Source organism: Brevibacillus laterosporus LMG 15441 (genome assembly GCF_000219535.2).
GTDB lineage: Bacteria > Bacillota > Bacilli > Brevibacillales > Brevibacillaceae > Brevibacillus_B > Brevibacillus_B halotolerans.
Map to the genome: position 1 here is coordinate 3,968,370 of NZ_CP007806.1, position 19,729 is coordinate 3,988,098.

A 19,729-nucleotide genomic window follows, 5' to 3' on the forward strand; every position below is an offset into this window, starting at 1 on the left:
CCTTCACGGATGTAGCTAAATAGACTGCCTTATTGCTTCAAACTGATCATATTAACAAACATGCGAATGGCTCCTGGTACTAAATTGGGTATTTGTCGATACCAGACCAAGGAGCTGTACGTGTAGGATCCTTTGCCATATTTGGCAGTTAAATAGGTACCTGTGAACTCCTTCTCATTAGGATCACCATGGCTTATCAGCTCTGTGTACTCCTTCCCCCAAGCAGACGGATTGTAGGCAGAACGATCCTGAACCCAGTCCTTCCAGTCCTGTGCAGTTATTTTGTTGGGAGTTGTAAATAAAGGGTGCGCGGGTTGTAACATGGTCACCTTGGAATTTTCATCAGTAACACGCCACTTTATCAGCGGTTGCCCAATGGTAATGGGATAAGGAGCCAGATCAGGTGTCCATTTATCCTCCGGTTTATGGTACTGAACGATTAGATTACCGCCATTTTCAACGTATTGGAGTAGACGTTTATTACTTGGGATCAGCTCTGGCCGGAATCCGTACGCACGTATCCCCAGCACAATTGTGTCATATTGCTGTAAATCACCTGATTCTACTGCCTTTGCATCCAAATTAACCACGTTTATCCCTACTTGCCGCAGATAGTGGTCGATTTGATCAAAGCCACTAGAAATATATCCTACCTTTCTATTTTTTTCTATCCTTAGATCAAAAGCTTGAATGGCAAGGGTAGCAGGATGGATGTAATAGGTGGTTCCAATGTGTGGATATGTAATGACCTGCACATTTTCATGACTCCCTAATCCTGTTGCACTAGCTTTTGCTGTAATCTCGTAGGTACCGTTTTTTACTTTTGGGGACGGGGTTACGCGAAACGAAATGCTTCTCGTTTCCCCTTTCTGAGCAAAGCTGAGTTTACTTGAAGCTGGCTTAACAGTCCAACCAGCTGGCAACATAAGCGAAATCGTTGGCTCGCTAGCACCTGGTGTATAGTTTTTTACCGTAACTTGAATGGGAATCTCTTGGTTTTGCTGTAGGGTGTTTAACACGGTAGCATTCGGATTAAGCGATAGGGAAAATGGTGGCAAAATCCCCACTGTAGCTTGCGGTACAGCATGTAATGTCGCGTCCTCTCCAAAAGCATTGTAGGTGATATCGCTAGAGAGGATGGGTAAGCGGTACGGATGGAATTTGTCCGTATCTTTTGGGATATGTACGTCATATGTCACTGATACTCTCTGATTGTAGCCGACCTGCCCAAACGTTGTAGGTCCTGTGGGTTTTACCTTCCATCCATCTGGTGTCCTCAGCGTTATCCTTACATTTTTAATAGCGACCTGGCTGCCATTATATGCTGTGACTGTTACTTTGGCTGTTTGCCCGGGGATCAGCTCATTGCCAGAGGATGTTACTTTACCCACGAGTGACAAGGCCTTTGCACTCGCTTTATCTAATTGATGCTCTTTTATCTGTAATCGGTGAAGCACATCCACCCTGCTTTCTGCAGTTAGATCAGCGGACTTAGCCTCCCTGATCGTGTCTGTTACATTCTTTTTCATACGATGAATGCTCTTCGCTACCTGTAAAAAATCTGGATAGGCATGGAGAATCTGTGCTGCATCGTTTTGTAGTTGGTGAATTTTTTGAGATAAACGACCTGCTTGCTTCTGCCGAGCCAGCTCTTTTGCCCACTCCTCAAAGGTAAAGGAGATTCCCTCAAACAGGTCTGCTTCCTTTTGCTTGATGGGCCCAACTGATTTTGCTAGCTTGTAGTACACAAAGTCCGGCCCTTCGTCATAGTGTCGACCCATGCCCTGGCTTTTGTGCATGAAACGTGATTCTTCTCCCAACTGCTTGTAAGAAGCTCCGTATCGTTGATCGTAATCCCCTATTGGAATTCGAACCGTATAATCCTTAGCATTTGCTGGTACATATAGCTTTTTCACCTGCCAGGGTGATAATCCTGCTTTTATTTGTTCAGGAAATACAGATGGGTTGGCGGCATCTTCAAACGCTCTCACTGTAATCACATTCATCGCCCGATGATGACCGTGAGTAGACTCTTCATTGAGAAAGGCAGGAATCACGATGTCTGGACGTACCTGACGGATATGGCGAATCAAGCGTTCATAGGTGTGTTGTTCACCCCATTTTTCTAAGGTTTCATCAGGACTTTTCGAGAAGCCAAAGTCATAAATAGGATCATTGATTTGTTCACTGAGATTGATTAGATTTACGTTGCTAATTTTGGATGCCTCTTGTAATTCCCGCGTACGAATGATTCCTAACGAATGACCAAGCTCGTCGCCAATCTCATTTTGCCCACCTTCTCCACGATTAGCGATAAGGCTGGTTGTCTCTATTCCTCTGCCTAAACTAAGATAGGCAAGCGTAGCACTGTGCTCGTCATCTGGATGTGCGCCCGTATTCATTGCACTAGCCACTGTAGTTACCGGCAGAATTGCTTTCCATAAGTCAACAATCCCCCGATCAGCATGGACGGTCTGTACAGCAGACAGCATTACGAATGAGGTAATCACAGCTAGGCTGGTGAGTCCTGCACAGCATGTAACGAACATTCGATGAGATAGCATTCTATTTCTCACTGGATTTCCCCCTTATATGAGGTCATGTTTACGGAAAAGAAACACGCTAAGGATGCTTTTTCATGAAAGCCTATGTGGATTTCCATTCTTCAAAACGGCCTCCTATTGGCTATTATTGCTTCTCATCCGTCTCCTTAGCCCTAAACTGCTGAGCCAGCTTGATCCTTCGTCCATTTAGTAGTAAGAAACAAAACGATGATAATTAAAACGATCTGCAAAACACCATATGCACAAGCTGTACCAAATTCAAAAGAATACATGCGCTTATATATCTCTACAGAAATTGGCGTGCTGTTGGTCGTAAACAGCAGGATAGAAGCCACAAATTCCCCGATTCCTTGCACAAAGGCAAGTAACGTCCCTGCTAAAATACCACGTAACGCCATAGGAAATACGACACGTCGAAAGCTATACCACCAGGAAGCTCCTAGATTACGTGCCGCTTCCTCTACTGAATGATCAGTCTGCATCAATGTAGCTGAAGTAGATCGAAAGACTAACGGTAGGTGACGTACAAAATAAGCCAAGGGTAAAATCCAGATCGTTCCCACCAAAACCTGATTAAAACCAAATAGATGCGGCTGGCTAAAAGCAGCCAATAGGTTAACACCCACAACGGTGCCAGGCAATGCCCATGGCAGCATAATCAGGATATCTAGTAAAGCTTTCCCTCTGAATTTCAGACGAATCATAGCATAAGCTGCCGCTACTCCAAAGATCACATTGCCAAGGGTAGCAAAAAAACTCATCTCAAAACTTGTAAAAATCGGCCTCCATGTCTTACTATCTGTAAACAAGTCAAGATAATGAGAAAACGTATAAGCTGGCGGCAATATCTGTACTGTCCAGCTAGCATCTACTGAGAAGGATAAGAGCACAAGCACAAGGATCGGCAGCAGAAGAATAACAACACCAATCGTAGAGACCATCATTGCTGTATACCGACCTGCCTTACTTTTGACCTCTGTACGACGTACGCTAATCCCTTTGCTCTGATTCTGATAATTACGCACACCTTGATACCAGCGCATCAATAACAAAAACAAGATGGAGACGATCGATAATATCGTAGATTGTGTTGCTGCCATCTCCAGATTGCCGTTGGTGCGAGATAAATAGATTTGCATCGTCATAGTGCGATCAATTCCAAAGATAAGCGGAGCCGTATAGGAGGCCATCGCAATCATAAATACAAGCAAGGATGACGCTACAATGGCTGGCGTTAGCATAGGCAAAATGACACGCTTCCAGACGACGAATCGAGTGGCGCCAAGATTGGCTGCTGCTTCTTCAAGAGAAGGATCTAATCCTTTCAATGCAGCCGTGATGGTCATATAAAAATACGTGTACATCGTAAAAGTATGAACAATCAGTACGCCCCAAATTCCTTTTAATGAAAAAGGTACCTGCTGAAGCTGAAAGAATGCTTGTAAGCCTCGGGGAATAATTCCGCTTTCTCCATATAAAAAAGTAAAGGAAAGCACCCCAATCAAAGGGGGGAGTGCCATCGGAACCATGGCTAGTACAGACAGAATTTTACGCCCTGGAAAATCATAGCGTTCTAATAGAAATGCTAGACTTACTCCAACGATTCCACATGTAATCACACTAAGCACTGAGATGTATAAGCTGGTCCAAAGAGCTTCCAGATTTGCCGTATGCTCCAAGCTAAAAAAATGAGCATAATTAGCAAGTGTAAACTGTTTATCTATTCTCATACTTTGCAGAAAGGTCTGCCATAACGGATAAATAACATAGGCAAGCAGGATAAGAAATAAAGGAGAAACTAGCACGTAGACAAAAGAGTTGGAGTTCAAAAGCTTAAGGTGGCGATGTGTAGTGATTTGGGGTACATGCTCAGTTTGCGATGCTTTCGGTCGAGTATCCATCTAGTACCTCCCCTATCCGTCAAGAAAACTAGGTGAAAAGCTAAACCGCTTGCTCGTGGTGCCTGTAAAACGGCACGAATCCATTAGTCAGGATCTCTTTTAGAAATAAAATAAACATTGGCTTTCGGAATAACTAATGTAACCATTTCTTTGCGCTGTTTGATTGGATTGCCCGCATGGATAGACAAGACTCTCAACGTTTGTTTATCACCGACTTTACAAACATATGTCACACTAGCCCCAGTAAATTCAGAGAGGCTGATTTGACCATGCCATTGGTTCGGTTCGTAGACATGTCGTTGTTCAGGATTGATATCCCGAGCTCTTTGCTGATCATTTACAATCTGTACAGCTTCTGGACGAATACAGAGAGAGACCTTGGCACCCACTTTGATCCCCTCGCTATTTGATGCATAATCACGATACCCTATTACAAGTAAATCAGACTCAACTTGCACAGTAGCTTCCTCTCCATTTATCTGGACAACCTCGCCCTCCCATACATTTGTTTCTCCGATAAAAGAAGCCACAAACGGAGTAGACGGTCGATTATAAATATCTTCTGGTATACCGATCTGTTGCACTTCTCCATTTTGCATCACCATGATGCGATCGGACATCGACATTGCTTCAGCCTGATCATGGGTCACATAGATGGTGGTAATACCCAGTTCCAATTGCAGCCGTTTTATCTCGATACGTGTCTCTTCTCGCAACTTCGCATCCAGGTTGGACAATGGTTCGTCTAATAAGAGAATGGAGGGTTCTATAACTAAAGCTCTTGCCAGAGCCACACGCTGTTGTTGTCCCCCAGATAATTGATCCATTCGCCTATTTCCAAATCCGTCCAAACGTAGAAGTCTCTGTGTCTGCTCTACTTTTTCTTTGATCTGCGCTTTAGTAAGCTTGCGTACCTGCAAACCAAAGGCTATATTTTCAAACACTGTCATATGAGGGAAAAGAGCATAATTTTGAAACACCATACCTGTATTTCGTTTGTGTGGCGGAACGTATGTCATATCAGCATTCATAAATAAAATACGCCCCTTGGTGGGATAGTAAAAACCCGCGATCATGCGTAAAATAGTAGTTTTCCCGCATCCGCTTGGTCCAAGGAATGTGAAAAATTCCCCCTGTTTAATCTCAATGTGAACGTTTTCGACCCCTTTTGAGCTACCAAAAGATTTCGTTACATGCTCTAACGTGACCCCAGTCAACTCTGTTCCTCCTCTCATGTCATACAACATGCAGAACAAAAGGTCGTCACTCATTTCTGTATTACTTCTAGTAACGATTTGTAGCCCTTTCCTTTTATATTTTCATCCCAATATTGCATCCACTCTTTTTCTTTATCTGCTAGAACCTGCCAATTCATCTCCAATGGTTTTATCTCAATAGCTTGTAGCCAGTTCGGTAGATTTTCTTTGCTACTAGTGGAGAGGGCGGGAATTTGATAGAACTTCTCCGCCAGTTCAATTCGGAGTTTTTCATCAAATAAGAAGTCATAGAATTTCTTAGCCGGGGCTATGTTTTTCGTACCCTTTACAATCGCCACGCCATCTACTAGAATGGGGGCGCCGCTGGCAGGATAAATATAGTCAAACGGTTGCTTTTTGGCTTCCTTTTGAATCAGGATATCCTGTAAATTCCATAAAGAAATGGCTGCCTCTTGTCGGGCTAGCTTTATATATAAGCTGGTAGGGTCTTGTGCATATTCCTTTGTATTGGCGTCTAATTTCGCCAGCCATTCATAACCCTTTTCCGGAGCTGCTGCCCCCTGTCGATACATCATAGCCGAATAGATTGTGCGCATTGTACCTGATTTTAAAACGCCACGAATAATAATTTTATCCTTATATTTCGGATCAAGTAGATCGTCCCAGTCCTTTGGCGCTTCTGCTTTTGGGAGCATCTGTGGATTGTACATAATGACCTCAGGCAGTAGCATTTCCCCATACCAGCGATCTTGTGCGTCTTTATATATGGCTGGAATCTGATCACCAAAGGAAGGTTTGTAGCTCTCCAGCAATCCTTCCAAAGCGGCAGTCCGTAAGCTCGATTGTGTGCCTCCCCACCAAAAATCGGCCTGAGGATTGCTCTTTTCTCCTCGAATTCGCTCCAGGATTTCCTGTGCCCCAATTGTTAAAACATCCACTTTTACATCAGGATGAGTAGCTTCAAATTTCGGAATAACGTAGTCTACAACGTTCTTATCCCGTCCCGTGTAAATTACTAGCTGCTGTTGGGAGCCCTGCTTTGTCACCGCCCCCCTTGTTGGAGCCGAAGCATCTGTCCCTGCTTGAGAAGAACAACCTACAAGCGAGATTAGTACCACTCCCATTAGAATTAGCTTTATCCAGCTTTCGCTTTTATCCACTACCCATTTTTTGATTTTTAGCATGCGATCTGCTCCTTTCACCACCTGCTATGTTAAACCTCCTCTTTCATTGTCCAAAAGGTTCAGATATTTTTCCTGATCAAAATTAGCTTGCAAGTCTGTTCAGATTTAAACATGCTGATCAAACAGACTGTTTATTCTGATACTTACGAGGTAACTTGCCTGTTATCGAAAATAATGCTGACTCATCAACTGATGATTCGTCATGATTACTAACAAATTATGGATGAAACAGGTGAATTATGCTTGATTTTTACTAAAATGCAATGACTTTCATTTTGCGTAAAACTAGTAAAACGCTCCATCATTCTGCCAGCCCTAGTATTTTCCCAACAAAAAAATCGCAAGCAACTGCCTGCGATTTCCATCATTGGATTGTTTTCTTCTTTTGTCATAGGGGACTTTATCTTTTTTTAATCGGAATATAAATCAAAATGATAGAGTCTTTGTCTGCTATATGAGTAAATTCCGTCCCATATACCTCAAAATTGTCTCGTGCATCAAGCTCATAGTCAACACTAGCAAACCATGTCCCCCAGATATAGTCGTAGGTGGTTCTAAGCTCACTGCCGGTCCCTTGATGACGAAAAACAGCATACTCTCCAGGCTGAATCGTGTGAGCAACCATCCCTTTTGGAACCTCTACAATCTCCTTTACCTCTATAGCTGCTATTCCATAAAAGGCAGTTAGCTCTGTCAACTGCTGGAGGGAAAGGGGCATCTCAGCCGTGCAAATTCCGTATCTTATATCAGGATTGCAAATCATTTGCTTTTCCCCTATCTCCCTTTCTCTTAGGAAATAGCGTTGCCATATTTGTGTAAACTGATTTTGATGCAGATTATTACTATCTTTCACACCAATAACGAAACGCTCTGTCTCAATTCGTTCAAAGCTGGGCTGTAGACTGATCTGTTGCAAGCGATGCTTTAAGCGCTTATCGACAAGTGGCATTTTTTGTAGGGAAATCGGCTGTCGCCTTTGTTTGCGAAAAAAATACGGTGACATGCCAAACTGCTTCTTAAAGGAACGACTAAATGAAGCCTGAGAATCAAACTGGTAGTCTAGTGAAATTTCGAAAATAGATCGCTCTGTTTGTAAAAGGCGGATGGCCGCTTCTGTAAGTCTTCTCTTCCGAATATAATCACCGATTGTCTCACCCGTGCATTCGTAAAAAATTCGATGAAAGTGATAGTACGAGAAGTTTACTAGGAGGGCCACCTCATCTGCCTGTAAAGATTTATCGAGATGCTGTTCTATGTAGTCAATGGCCGTTTCAATTTCTTTGCCATAGGATGCCAAGCCTCGTTCTCCTCTCAATCACATTATTTTTTCTACCAAAATTGAGCGGGAACAATCCCTTGCGGAAGAGCTACCTCAATGTCTGAAAAAGCAAGCTTTCCCCCCACAGACAACGTATGCCAGCCGTTGTGAAGCGGGGAGCCATAGCAGACCTCTATCGTTTTTGCTGTTACGTCAAAGAGCATGGAGCGCAGCGTTCCAAAATACTCCTGATAGTAATGCGTGCTTAAGCCCTGTGGATATTCCCGGTTCATTAAAGCGAGCAAATCTGCTTTCTCTAATCGCTCATCGCCTTGAAGTACACTCTCTACTAGCTGTTGACGAATGAGCGAGTTATGCATGCGGTGTGTAGATAGATGCTCCAATTCTGAAAATAACACATGGTTGGTAGCAATCAGGTAAGAAGTGTCGCTCTTCTTTCCTATTTTCGTACTCGCGATTTCACCATCCATCATTTCGACTAAAGCCGCGTCTTCACTGGGATCTGCTACTAACAGGTTCACGTTTGATACGATGGGCATTTCACGCAATCGCTGTAACGCTTCGTCTACATTGCGACAATGCTCCAATATGGCTCGAATCGCCGTCCAGAATTGCAGACCCTCTCCCTTTGGAGAACGCAAGCCTGGATGAATTCCTACTGGCAGACCGCAGGATGACATTGTGATGCAGAGTCCCTGATCGTTCATACCCTCATGTCGTCCAAATGATAAGCCGCTAAAGCCCGTATGTGCATACGTTCCCTGTACGCGAGTTGAGCATAGTGTCATGTCGTCTAGGTCAGGGGTAAATTCGTAATTTCGCAAAACATACAGATGCCCATCCCGCATCTTATTAGGAAGTACGACAGAGTGACTGCATCCCGACACAATACAGCTTTCATGTAGATAGCGCAAACGATTCATCGGCATCTTCGCTTGGCTACAAAAGGCTTCAAGCTCCTCCCAAATACCCGGGGAATACTGCTGAAGCATCTGCTGCTGACTCCAAAGGCGCTGATCTGAAATTGCATCTGTCTCCTCTACAAAATAAACCTGATACAAGTACGGGATATGGCGTAGCATCTCAGCTTGCTGCTCACCAACCTCTTTATTTGTACCTTCTAGATACGTGAAGTAGCCTTGTCTGGTTTGCATAACATTTCCTCCTCATATGTAACATGTGATGTATTGTCATTATAGCGAGGAGGAAATAAAAAAATTTGATACTTTTTGCTGTTTACTTCAAGCTCATAATCACATTGCGTTCCTGAAACCCAAGCTTTTCATATAGCGCCTTTGCTCGATTAGCTACATAAACATTTAGTCTGATTTCAGCATATCCCTGTTCTTTTAGCCTCTGAATAGCCCCTTCCATTAGTGGTTTCGCATATCCCTTTCCACGCCACTCGGGCATGACATATAGCTCGAAAATATAACCGAGCTCTTTATTCGTAAACTGCTCGGTGATGCTACCCGCTAGTACCCAGCCAACGATTTGCTCGTTCTGCTTGCCTACCAGATACCAAGCCCCTTTCTCCAGCAATTTGTGAATGGGTTCCTCAATGCTTTCGAAATCCACGTTAATATAGCCCAGGGTTCCTTCCTGTAGTGCCTGGGGTGTCTTTTCATATAAAAATGTCATATCCTCTTTTGATGCCATTTTGATTTCCATGTTAGCTGTCTCCTTTGCTTTTCAGAAAATGATGCATGCCTTATTCCTTTGGTAAAACAACTAGAATGAACGTAGCAATCGGCCCTCCTAGCAAGGACAAGAGAAACCAGATAAGTCCCGATCGATTTTTCCCTTGTGCAAGCCCAGCATTAATGAGAGCGAGCGTTCCCCACCCTACTATGTACTCGTTATTCATTCGATTCAGCCCTCTTTCCATCGATTAAAATCTTGCTCACTTACAAATCCGAACCTGTAAACATTTCTATTGTAACAAATTTTCTGCAAATAATAAAAAAACAGCGTTATTTGTGTAAAAACAGGCTACTTACGTAAGATCAAATAGTCTAGTTCCGGCACTATTTCTACATGATTTACCACTCAGCGACGTTATCTTCTCGAATTTTTTGAAAAATACGTGATCTGAATCACACCTTTCGTCCATTTGTTTCGATAGATTTACTATTGTAGGAAATCAGAACGAAAGATGAGTTGATACGCTTATGACTACTCCTATATACAAACCACAGTTGGACATGACAGATTGGACTAAATCAGATCAGGATAAATACAACAAGCTGACCTCGATCATCGATCCACATCTACACTCTTTTGTTGCTGAGCATGCCATGCTGGAAAATCTGATGGATAAGGTACGAGAAGGTTACGATTTAGAAGTATATCGCCTCGCTCTACAAGAGATAAAAGAGGAGCTAGAGCATCACTTTTTATATGAGGAAACATTCATTTTAGGCAAGCTACAGAACCATATCGCTGAAACAGAAGTAGGCCCTATCGCAAAATTAGTACAGGACCATGTGATCATTCGTAAACATTATAACGAAGCGAAGGAGCTGTTTGAGCAAGAGCAAGCAAAGGAATGCAGTGAATTGTTACTGCAAAAAATGAACTTCTTAGCTTACCTATTGAAAAAGCATATTGAGAAAGAAGATCATTATATTTTTCCATTGGTAAGCCTTGTGCTATCAGAGGAAGAAAAGAAAGCAATAGCCGAAGAAGTGCGGCTTGCTGATTTACAAAGACAAATCTAGTCTAGGTATCGTTTCTATTGGTACGAAAAATGAAATAATCTCTATATGAAAAAGCATGTTCACTCTTACTCGTAAGCTGTGAGCATGCTTTTTCCTCTTCATATGGCACTATGGTAAGCTGATTATAGGAAAAAGCTACAAGGAAAGCGTTTCTTTGCATACCGAACATGAGTAAGAAATCAATTGGCTAGGAAGGATTTCCCTTCCTCAGACAGTACACATAAATTTTTTCCACCTATCATTTTTTGTAGAAATGGAGAATGTACATTGAAAATAGACCGCTTACTTTCCATCATTATTATTTTGCTAAACCGTAATCTCGTACAAGCGAAGGACTTAGCTGAGCAATTTGAGGTGTCTATTCGGACCATTTATCGTGATATTGAAACGATTAATCAAGCGGGTATTCCGATCGTTACCTATCAGGGTGCAAACGGAGGTATCGGTCTTGCTGAAGGGTATCGACTCGATCGTCAATTGCTGACGAATAATGAGCTCGCCACGATCGTCACCTCGTTACAAAGTATCTCGACCATGGATAAAAGTGAGAGTCATCAGTTTTTAGTGGAAAAAATTAATAGCATTATTCCACATGCTCAAAAGGAACAATTTCAATGGAAAACGCAACAATTTCTCGTTGATCTCTCCCCTTGGGGGCAAAATGAAAGATTGGAAGAATCCATTTTAACGGTTAAACAGGCTATTGAAGCAAATAAATTGCTACGCTTCGTCTATTCTAATGCACGAGGGGAACAGAGTGACCGAATTGTTGAGCCTCATATTCTGCTTGTAAAGGGGCGTTCCTGGTACTTGTACGGGTTCTGTCAAAACAAGCTCGATTTTCGCTTGTTTAAGCTATATCGCATGAAGAAGCTTACTGTGCTTGATACAACTTTTATCAGGCGAAATATTCAAGCTGACGAGCTTCCATGGGTACAGAAATGGAATGATTCTGCTACGATGGTTCATCTGGTCTTACGTTTTGCCCCAGATTCTCGTCATATAGCGGAAGAGTGGTTTGGTGTAGAGGAATTGTTTGAGCAAGAGGGAGGATATGTAACCGTATCCGCCAGTTTTCCCGAGGATAATTGGCTTTACGGTTTTATTCTTAGTTTTGGGCCCTCCGTAGAGGTAATAGAGCCCGAGTCGATTAAAGCTAAAATAAAAACATTAGCAGCCGCCATTGTTGAAAAATATGTATAAAAATGATTCTTGGAAACCTGACAGAGAGTTGTCAGGTTTTGCTTCTTATACTGTTAGTAAACCAAGAAGGAGTGATAGAAATGACCATTACCTTTTGCCAAAGCTGTAGCATGCCGCTTCATGAAGAAGTGCTAGGTACAGAGAAGGACAACAGCAAATCACAGGAATATTGTTCATATTGCTATGATCAGGGAGCGTTTACTGCACCCGACTGCACAATGGAACAAATGATAGAAATATGTATTCCTCACATGGTAGGAGATGGAATGAGTGAGCAACAGGCCCGTACCATGTTAACAGGACTATTCCCTCAATTAAAACGTTGGGCACAGGAAAATCACACAGCTAGTTCCCATCCCCCCCTTGAGGAACCTAGACTCGTTCGTCTTGAAGAGTTCACGATTGCGGGAATTTCTGCCCGTACAACCAATGCTCGTGAGCTTTCTGGAAATGGTGTCATCAGTGGGCTGTGGAATCGGTATTTCTCTGAAAATATTGCGAAACAGCTAGCTCAGCATAGTCTATCCCAGAAGATCTATGGTGTATATGCAGAGTACGAGAATGGAGCCATTGGGGAATATACCAGTTTCATTGGGAATAGAGTAGCGGACAAGTCGGCGATTGCTAGTCCAAGCATCACCACAATCAAGCTACCCGCCGCTCAATACGCTGTCTTCACTTCCAGACGTGGTCCTTTATCTGAGGTGGTCATAGAGGCTTGGCAATTCATCTGGACATGGTCTATGAATAGTGAGCTTTCCCGCACCTTCACAGGCGATTTTGAACACTACGAGGAGCGAGCTAGCAATCCCAATGACGCCATTGTTGAAATATATATAGCAGTTGAGGCTCCTGGCCAATAAAAGCTCAAGCAGACACGTGAGTAGCTTTCCTGCTCATTCGTGCCTGCTTTTTTACTTTGGTCTCATTCTGCCTCCTTTCGAATAATGCCGTGACTAGTTCCGATTAATACCTCTTTCCCTGCTTGATTGTAATAGACAAACGATAACGCTACCTTGTCAAAGCCCTCCATGGGTGTAATCTCTTTAATGGTTACCTCACAGGTGATCGTATCCCCCGTAAACACCGGACGCAAAAATTCGTTGTTAAACTCCCTCGCAATGTAATGGAGATCGCCGCCTATTTTGGTTCCAATGCTTGCAGTTAATAAACCATGCACCATAAGTCTACCTTGTTCATCACGCTCCATATGATGCCTGCCTTTATCCCCCGTAATCTCTGCAAAATGGAGCGTTTCTTCCTCTGTAAAGGTTCTTGTCCATGTTAATATATCTCCTGGTTTCATAGCGTACCTCCTCCTTTATAGCCTGTTACTACATGAGACAGGTCAGGCCGATTACGCCAGAGCCGCTCTACCTTATCAGCCCCGTATTCTCGCGTGACCTCTTCAATCATGATGTCGTGTCTTACATATTCGGTGGCTACGAGTACAAGTGCTGGGTTCCTTGTTTTAATAGCCCATGGCACACCACGTTCATTAAAGTTGGCTATAATAACCTCTTCCCCATCTCTTGCTGCAATCGTTAATTGTCCTCCCATTCGCTCTTGTACAACCTCTGGTGACATATAGTTATGGGGAAAGGTGTAGCCAAGACTAACTCCCTCAGCACCAAACACTATCGAAAATACCGAAATATTCCGATTGACTGCCTGTTGAATTTGCTCATATAATTCTCCTACCTGTGGCTCCCAAATGGACAACCACAGCTCACTTTTCGCCTGATATATCGTATCTGACAGCTCTTGTATCACGTGATCATACCCACTCAGATGCATAATCACATCAATAGCAGGGTCTTTCTCCAATGTTTCTAACGAATGCTCCAGATAATGAATCGTTTCCTCCATATTATTTCTTAAACGCTCCAGCATCTGTTTAGCAGGAACAGGCGCATATTTAACTGGGTCAGTCGGCACCAAATAAGCGGCTCCTCTGTCGATTAATTTACCTAATACTTCATAAATCATCGAACGCGGAACCCCTGAACGTTTGCTCACTTCATATCCAGTAGCCGGCGCTTGCTGTATCAAACTAACGTAGGCCTTGCTCTCATATTGGGAAAATCCCAGCTTGTGTAGCTGACTATAGATCGTCTCCACTGCTTCGCCTCCATTTGCGCAAAGGTAAAAGTGATAGTCACAATACTTATTAGAAGTCATAACCTTGTTTTCCTGTTTAAAAGGAGGAAAATAAATCTACCGGCATAAAATTGATTACATCCATCCTAGTAGGACAGCGGATAAAATTCCTTGTCGGAGGATAGCATTGCTCCCTTTCTATTTGTGAAAGATTCTTTATTCAATACAGGTTAATACATGTAGGAATTGTCCTGATTGTACAAAAGCCTTCCTGCTCATGAAGGTTTTTTCGGTCGTATAAAAGCCTTTCTAAATCATAGAAGTTTTTCCGGTCGTATAAAAGCCTTTCTAATCATAGAAAGTTTTTTCCATCGTACAAAAACCTTTCCAAATCATAGAAGTTTTTCCATCGCACAAAAGCCTTTCTAATCATAGAAGTTTTTTCCATCGTACAAAAGCCCTTCTAATCATAGGAGTTTTTTCCATCGCACAAAAGCCTTTCTAAATCATAGAAGTTTTTCCATCGCACAAAAGCCTTTCTAATCATAGAAGTTTCTCCATCGCACAAAAGCCTTTCTAATCATAGAAGTTTCTCCATCGCACAAAAGCCTTTCTAAATCATAGAAGTTTTTCCGGTTGTACAAAAGCCTTCCTACCCATAGAAAGTTTTTTTCCAGTCGCACAACACTCCTTCTGCTCATGCAAAATTCTGGATGGTACAAAAAAGCCTCCTTTCATCTACCGGTAACAACTCTTTGATTCCCGTTTAGAAAAAGAGGCTTTTTTGCCTTATAAAGATTTATTTGAGTACACCAGAGAGTAAAGCGGCAAATGCCTTTGCTCCTTCTGGCTCCAGATGAACACCATCTCGTGAGAAATAAGAGTCTTTCCCAGCGCTTGCCGTGTACCAATCTACTAGTAGAGTATTGGGATGACTGTTCGCTACCTCTGCCAGTGTAGCGTTTACTACACTCTCCCACGGACGTGGAACACGAGTATTGACGAGAATAATCTGTTTTTCATCTCCAAGCGCTTTTAATAAGCTCTCCAATTGTATCTTGGTAAACGCTCCGTTTGTCCCAAGCTCAAGAACAACCCGATTTCCAAGCTTCCCTCTCTTTTTATATTGGGCTACTAGCTCAGGAGTTTGACGCAATTGTCTACCAACTTTGGCGTCGATCGTGATCCCTGGCAGTAGCTTTTGCAGGTGTGGAGCTACGTCTAGCATAATGGAATCTCCAAACACGGTGATGCCTTTACCAGCTTTCGTAGAAGGAGTGGCCTTTTCTTCTGTATCTGTCTTAGAAGGCTTCTCTGCTTTTGAGCTGTTTTCTTTCGATTGATGAGCAGTAGAATCATCTTTATCTGTTTCTCGAGCAGAGGAGCCGCTTTCGTTTTCCTTAGAGGATTTTGTTTGCTCAGCTTCATCGCCCTCTGTTGTGGTTTCAGATTGTTTTTCCTCTGACTTTGCCGGCTTCTGCTCTCCATCAGCAGCAGATTGTGCAGCATTATGTTTTCCGCTTGTGTCTTGTTTTGCCAGCTCCTGCTGTGAAGGGTTATTTTTTAGTGTTGATGATGCTGTTGTTTTTGTTTTGTCTGCTTCTTTTATCTTTTCCTCAGTTCTATCAGGCGTTTCTCCTAAAGCGGCATCTTCTTTTTTCGGTATAAACAAATTAGCTTCCTCAGCATTCGGTTGTTCAATCTGCTGCTTCGACTCAGTATTTACCGTACTAGCTACTGGAATAGAGCTGGCTGTCACATTCCCTCCCCATCCTGCTATCGCAATGCAAGTGGAGCTAAAAACCAAAATAGCAACCATAGAAACAACCCAACGACCAAACAAAACAAATCTCCAGCGCCCATCTTGCATTCTGCGGTATTTTGCAGGCTTTGCAAATGAACCGCGACGAATTGGTTCCTCAACCAAGCGCAAGGATAAACCAGCAAGCGCAATGGTTGCTCCTATTTGAAATATGGCCTTAGGAATGTCAGTTCCATTGGTATGTATGGCGGGCGTACTTAGGACAATAATCGGGTAGTGCCATAAATACATTCCATACGAACGAACACCGATCCAACGCAGGGGCTTAGCTCCCATCAGCTTACCAAAACTACTCGCTGGATGAGCAATCACTGCTACGACTACTGCTGTAGCAATCGACAACAATACAAGACCGCCTTGATACAAAAAGTCCTCATATTGATTGGTATACCAAATCATCCAAAGAATGGTTGCCAGTCCTGCTATCCCTAAAACCTCAAGCGTAATGCGTGCAGGAAGTGAAACCGTTTCAGAAAGCCTAGAGCTGGGCCAGACCATTGCAAGTGCCGCTCCAATCAATAGACCAAACGCTCTCGTATCTGTTCCATAATAAATACGACTCGGGTCAACACCTGGCTCATATAATAGAGCCATTGCGAAAGCGGATACAACCACTCCAGCTAACGTTAAACCTAGCAGCTTGCCTCGACGTGGCGTATTGCGCAGCCCCAAGAGTAATAATAAGGGCCAAATAAGATAAAACTGCTCCTCAACTGCCAAAGACCAGAAATGACCAAAAGGTGAAGCTGGACCAAAGCTTTCAAAGTAAGACACCTCGTGAAAAACCAACCACCAGTTGCTTACATAGAGAAGCGCTGCTACAATTTCTCCTCGCAATGCCTGTAGCTGAGCTCGATCAAATAGCGCTAACCAAACCACTACTGCTATCAGCATGACTATCATAGCCGGTAGCAATCGTTTCGCTCGACGGATCCAAAAATCCTTTAAATCAATTTTTCCTCTCTGTTTCCACTGTGATATCAATATATCCGTAATCAGGTATCCAGATAGTACGAAAAAAACTCCAACACCTAGCAATCCTCCTGGTGCCCAATTGACATTGAGGTGATAAAGAATGACAGCAAATACGGCAAGGGCGCGTAAGCCATCTAGTCCCGGCATATAACGGCCATGACCTTGAAGCGGTTTAGGCATTACATCCACCCCCAATGCCGTACTGTTTTTCCTTCATTGCGGATGTGTTGATTTGTGTTGTTTTTGGCGTTATGTTATTCGCTTTTTCTATCCATTCTCTACTTCTGTCTACGATCTTACCTGTCCAGATGCCCATGATGCACACTACCCTTTCAATATCCAAATCATACTGGTTTCTGATCTCTTACTTCATTTCGTTCGTTGTATTCAGCGTCTTCATTCGCCTTATGTAGACAAAAACAGCACTCATATGTAGACAAACAAACAGCCAAAAACCAACAAAAAAATAGTTCTCTATATGATGGGCCTACGCTATTCTGATGCCCCATTCCCTCCTGATCAAACAACAATAACTACCATGATTATAAGACGCTCTTACCAGTAAATCGTTACAAAAAATTTACGATTTTACATTTTTACAAATGCAGTGTTTTTTCCTCAAAACGGAAATAAAAACAGAGTATTCCCCTAACAATTCGACAAGTGACAAGAAACCCCAAGAATTGATTATGTAGATTTTTTCTTCACTTGTAAATAGTTGTTTACTGGAGATTTTATTTGCATAAAAATTAATTTTATCCTTTTGTGGAATTTAAATGCTTTTGACGCTTTAAGATTTTTTTATGTGATTTATTACTCCTCCTAATGCTCGGTGTGTCATCTCCTTGTAGATTGTAAAAAAGCCACACTAGGGGTACTCTTCTTCAAAACTAAAAGCTAGAAAAAGGAAACCTTCAGGATAGTAACTGTTTGAGCAAAGGAGCATTGATCTGGTTTACTCCATTTAACAACTGAGTTTCTTTGATAAAAGCTCTCCACGAATCAACCGCGGATCGATGTCCCCCCTTAATCAACAGGAAAATCTAGCATGGCTATTTGATCTTTATTTTCAACAGCATCTTTCTGAGAGGCTACTTTGAAGACGATCATTCTGGATGTCCAACTATTTCCTATGTAATTTTTCTATGTAGAAGCAATAATCATGGTAGGGAAACGATTATTTTGGTACTTTTCATTTACAATATAGAAACCGAGGTTTTTCTTGTCTCTTAGAAGTTAGATCCTGAATTAATTTATAATAGGAAAAAGAAGACTGATTTTTTTACATTCCTACAGAAAGGATTTTGTCTCATGCTTCAATCATTTCCACCTGTTATTAACAAATCCTGTACAATCTTAATCCTTGGCAGTATGCCCGGCGCCGTCTCATTACGTAAACATGAGTATTACGGAAATCTACGTAATCATTTTTGGCCCATTATGTATGAACTATTTCATGAGCCTATTGCAGAATCATATGAACAACGTCTAGCATTTTTATTAAATAAAAGGATCGCCCTCTGGGATGTTATACAAAATTGCGAGCGGGAAGGCAGTCTCGACTCAGCGATCAAATATGAGAAGATTAATGATTTTGACAGCTTATATGAACACTATCCAGCTATCCAAGCTATTTTATTTAATGGAACAAAAGCATATCAAAGCTATAAAAAATATCGTGGATTTTCTGACGGTCGTCTCTATTTGACATTGCCTTCAACAAGCCCTACACCTAGTCGTTACATAAAAAACATGCAGGACAAGCTTGGAAAGTGGCAAATCGTACTGGATCTGTTGGGTGAAAGAAAAGACGAGTAGAATCGAAGAAATAATTTATGTGTCTCATGTAGTTGAAATGTGGAAGGTAAATGAACATAACTTTGCTATTACAGTATATTGAATTTGCGGATTGACTGGTGGAATGACTAGCATAATCGCTTAGAAAATTCTTCGCGAAAAGGATGGGGAAGTAGGCCATAGCTGTTACTGCTATCAAGCATGGCAAATATGTTTCGGTATAAAATTAGGAAGCAGTTATACAATAAATCTACAGTGATAAAACCTGGACAAGCAGAGTGCTTTTAGCATCCTATCTTCATCTGTCTCCCACGCTCCACTCTCAACGGTTACAGCCTTTAAACTGACCTGTATGCTGCCAACCTGTCTTAGAAAAGTAGGTATTTAAACTGGCATGAATTGGACAAAGCACCTCGATAGGATACTCACCGAGGTATTGTAGCATGGTATACAATACACCCTTGCCCCGATAATTCTTGGCCACTGCAAATTGATAAAGTGAGATGGTTTGTGTAGACTTTTTAGGATAAAATCGAAGTGCTGCTACAATCACATCTCCATCAAGCGCCACAAGTATTTGATTTCTACGGACTGCAGCTCTAGTACCATCTGGACAGATGTATTCACGATTAGCAATTGAATCGGAATTTTCAGTAATATATTTTTGGAAGAATTGTACAATTTCTTGAGTCATTAAGGGATGTGCTTGTCTTATGTGCATAAGTACCTCTCGATAGTGGATGATATGACACAACAGAATGTATGTTCTTATTTTTATTTTACAAAAGATAAAGCATAGATGCAAGTTTTTCAGAAGGGCTAACTTCTTTCGTCCTGAAAAAAACATACTTACTTTTAGTACTAATCGTACCTGTAACAAAACAAAAAAACCTCCCAGCTTACAAAAATGCTGGAAGGCTTAGGTTAACTCAATTCATGATGATAAAAAAATTATGATAGAGTGTAT

Annotated in this window: 17 protein-coding genes; 4 read left to right on the forward strand and 13 right to left on the reverse strand. The window is 42.1% G+C overall.

Annotation, left to right across the window (positions count from 1 at the left end; genetic code table 11):
- Positions 1–29: 29 nt before the first annotated feature.
- The 8 genes from BRLA_RS17470 to BRLA_RS24350 all read right to left on the reverse strand — a co-directional run bounded on the left by BRLA_RS17470 (position 30) and on the right by BRLA_RS24350 (position 10,012).
- The gene (locus tag BRLA_RS17470) at positions 30–2,564 is read right to left on the reverse strand and encodes an NEW3 domain-containing protein (protein ID WP_423752637.1); all 2,535 of its coding nucleotides are present in this window, start codon (positions 2,562–2,564) and stop codon (positions 30–32) included.
- Positions 2,565–2,716: 152 nt separating this feature from the next.
- Positions 2,717–4,465 (reverse strand): ABC transporter permease, encoded by a 1,749-nt coding sequence (locus BRLA_RS17475; RefSeq protein WP_003336561.1) that lies wholly within the window; start codon positions 4,463–4,465, stop codon positions 2,717–2,719.
- An 83-nt stretch (positions 4,466–4,548) separates the two neighbouring features.
- Entirely contained in the window at positions 4,549–5,682 is a 1,134-nt protein-coding gene (locus tag BRLA_RS17480) for an ABC transporter ATP-binding protein (RefSeq protein WP_119912798.1), read from the reverse strand.
- A gap of 50 nt (positions 5,683–5,732) precedes the next feature.
- Positions 5,733–6,866 (reverse strand): extracellular solute-binding protein, encoded by a 1,134-nt coding sequence (locus BRLA_RS17485; RefSeq protein ID WP_041752667.1) that lies wholly within the window; start codon positions 6,864–6,866, stop codon positions 5,733–5,735.
- Positions 6,867–7,266: 400 nt separating this feature from the next.
- On the reverse strand, positions 7,267–8,163 hold the full coding sequence (locus tag BRLA_RS17490; protein WP_003336557.1) for a helix-turn-helix domain-containing protein: 897 nt from the start codon (positions 8,161–8,163) through the stop codon (positions 7,267–7,269).
- A 32-nt stretch (positions 8,164–8,195) separates the two neighbouring features.
- The gene (locus tag BRLA_RS17495) at positions 8,196–9,299 is read right to left on the reverse strand and encodes a C45 family autoproteolytic acyltransferase/hydrolase (RefSeq protein WP_003336556.1); all 1,104 of its coding nucleotides are present in this window, start codon (positions 9,297–9,299) and stop codon (positions 8,196–8,198) included.
- A gap of 82 nt (positions 9,300–9,381) precedes the next feature.
- Positions 9,382–9,816: a GNAT family N-acetyltransferase gene (locus tag BRLA_RS17500; RefSeq protein ID WP_003336555.1), complete on the reverse strand. Its 435-nt coding sequence runs from the start codon at positions 9,814–9,816 to the stop codon at positions 9,382–9,384.
- 40 nt (positions 9,817–9,856) lie between these two features.
- Positions 9,857–10,012 carry a hypothetical protein gene (locus BRLA_RS24350; RefSeq protein ID WP_003339682.1) on the reverse strand — a complete coding sequence of 52 codons (156 nt, stop codon included), beginning with the start codon at positions 10,010–10,012 and terminating at the stop codon, positions 9,857–9,859.
- A 304-nt stretch (positions 10,013–10,316) separates the two neighbouring features.
- Between BRLA_RS24350 and BRLA_RS17505 the strand changes: the two genes are divergently transcribed.
- The 3 genes from BRLA_RS17505 to BRLA_RS17515 all read left to right on the forward strand — a co-directional run bounded on the left by BRLA_RS17505 (position 10,317) and on the right by BRLA_RS17515 (position 12,931).
- Positions 10,317–10,865: a hemerythrin domain-containing protein gene (locus BRLA_RS17505; RefSeq protein WP_003336553.1), complete on the forward strand. Its 549-nt coding sequence runs from the start codon at positions 10,317–10,319 to the stop codon at positions 10,863–10,865.
- Between the two features lie 267 nt (positions 10,866–11,132).
- A complete protein-coding gene (locus BRLA_RS17510) occupies positions 11,133–12,068 on the forward strand; it encodes a helix-turn-helix transcriptional regulator (RefSeq protein ID WP_003336552.1) in 936 nt (311 codons plus the stop codon).
- An 80-nt stretch (positions 12,069–12,148) separates the two neighbouring features.
- A complete protein-coding gene (locus tag BRLA_RS17515) occupies positions 12,149–12,931 on the forward strand; it encodes a zinc ribbon domain-containing protein (RefSeq protein WP_003336551.1) in 783 nt (260 codons plus the stop codon).
- Positions 12,932–12,993: 62 nt separating this feature from the next.
- On the opposite strand, the gene BRLA_RS17520 is transcribed toward BRLA_RS17515, so the two are convergent.
- The 4 genes from BRLA_RS17520 to BRLA_RS24355 all read right to left on the reverse strand — a co-directional run bounded on the left by BRLA_RS17520 (position 12,994) and on the right by BRLA_RS24355 (position 17,281).
- The gene (locus BRLA_RS17520) at positions 12,994–13,374 is read right to left on the reverse strand and encodes a hotdog family protein (protein WP_003336549.1); all 381 of its coding nucleotides are present in this window, start codon (positions 13,372–13,374) and stop codon (positions 12,994–12,996) included.
- Entirely contained in the window at positions 13,371–14,189 is an 819-nt protein-coding gene (locus BRLA_RS17525) for a TrmB family transcriptional regulator (protein ID WP_003339696.1), read from the reverse strand. The genes BRLA_RS17520 and BRLA_RS17525 overlap by 4 nt, the downstream gene beginning before the upstream one ends.
- Before the next feature lie 778 nt (positions 14,190–14,967).
- Entirely contained in the window at positions 14,968–17,145 is a 2,178-nt protein-coding gene (locus tag BRLA_RS17530; RefSeq protein WP_003336546.1) for an acyltransferase family protein, read from the reverse strand.
- Positions 17,138–17,281, reverse strand: a complete 144-nt coding sequence (locus BRLA_RS24355) for a hypothetical protein (protein ID WP_003336545.1) — start codon at positions 17,279–17,281, stop codon at positions 17,138–17,140. The genes BRLA_RS17530 and BRLA_RS24355 overlap by 8 nt, the downstream gene beginning before the upstream one ends.
- A gap of 995 nt (positions 17,282–18,276) precedes the next feature.
- Between BRLA_RS24355 and BRLA_RS17535 the strand changes: the two genes are divergently transcribed.
- Complete coding sequence (locus tag BRLA_RS17535) at positions 18,277–18,783, forward strand: DNA-deoxyinosine glycosylase (RefSeq protein ID WP_041752322.1); 507 nt, start codon at positions 18,277–18,279, stop codon at positions 18,781–18,783.
- A 301-nt stretch (positions 18,784–19,084) separates the two neighbouring features.
- On the opposite strand, the gene BRLA_RS17540 is transcribed toward BRLA_RS17535, so the two are convergent.
- The gene (locus BRLA_RS17540) at positions 19,085–19,642 is read right to left on the reverse strand and encodes a GNAT family N-acetyltransferase (RefSeq protein WP_003336543.1); all 558 of its coding nucleotides are present in this window, start codon (positions 19,640–19,642) and stop codon (positions 19,085–19,087) included.
- Positions 19,643–19,729 lie beyond the last annotated feature (87 nt).

Bases quoted from the DNA above. Each gene is read 5' to 3' on its own strand.
- BRLA_RS17470 (WP_423752637.1), bottom strand. From the start codon at position 2,564: ATGCTATCTCATCGAATGTTCGTTACATGCTGTGCAGGACTCACCAGC.
- BRLA_RS17475 (WP_003336561.1), bottom strand. From the start codon at position 4,465: ATGGATACTCGACCGAAAGCATCGCAAACTGAGCATGTACCCCAAATC.
- BRLA_RS17485 (WP_041752667.1), bottom strand. From the start codon at position 6,866: ATGCTAAAAATCAAAAAATGGGTAGTGGATAAAAGCGAAAGCTGGATA.
- BRLA_RS17495 (WP_003336556.1), bottom strand. From the start codon at position 9,299: ATGCAAACCAGACAAGGCTACTTCACGTATCTAGAAGGTACAAATAAA.
- BRLA_RS17500 (WP_003336555.1), bottom strand. From the start codon at position 9,816: ATGGAAATCAAAATGGCATCAAAAGAGGATATGACATTTTTATATGAA.
- BRLA_RS24350 (WP_003339682.1), bottom strand. From the start codon at position 10,012: ATGAATAACGAGTACATAGTAGGGTGGGGAACGCTCGCTCTCATTAAT.
- BRLA_RS17505 (WP_003336553.1), top strand. From the start codon at position 10,317: ATGACTACTCCTATATACAAACCACAGTTGGACATGACAGATTGGACT.
- BRLA_RS17515 (WP_003336551.1), top strand. From the start codon at position 12,149: ATGACCATTACCTTTTGCCAAAGCTGTAGCATGCCGCTTCATGAAGAA.
- BRLA_RS17520 (WP_003336549.1), bottom strand. From the start codon at position 13,374: ATGAAACCAGGAGATATATTAACATGGACAAGAACCTTTACAGAGGAA.
- BRLA_RS17530 (WP_003336546.1), bottom strand. From the start codon at position 17,145: ATGCCTAAACCGCTTCAAGGTCATGGCCGTTATATGCCGGGACTAGAT.
- BRLA_RS24355 (WP_003336545.1), bottom strand. From the start codon at position 17,281: ATGGGCATCTGGACAGGTAAGATCGTAGACAGAAGTAGAGAATGGATA.
- BRLA_RS17535 (WP_041752322.1), top strand. From the start codon at position 18,277: ATGCTTCAATCATTTCCACCTGTTATTAACAAATCCTGTACAATCTTA.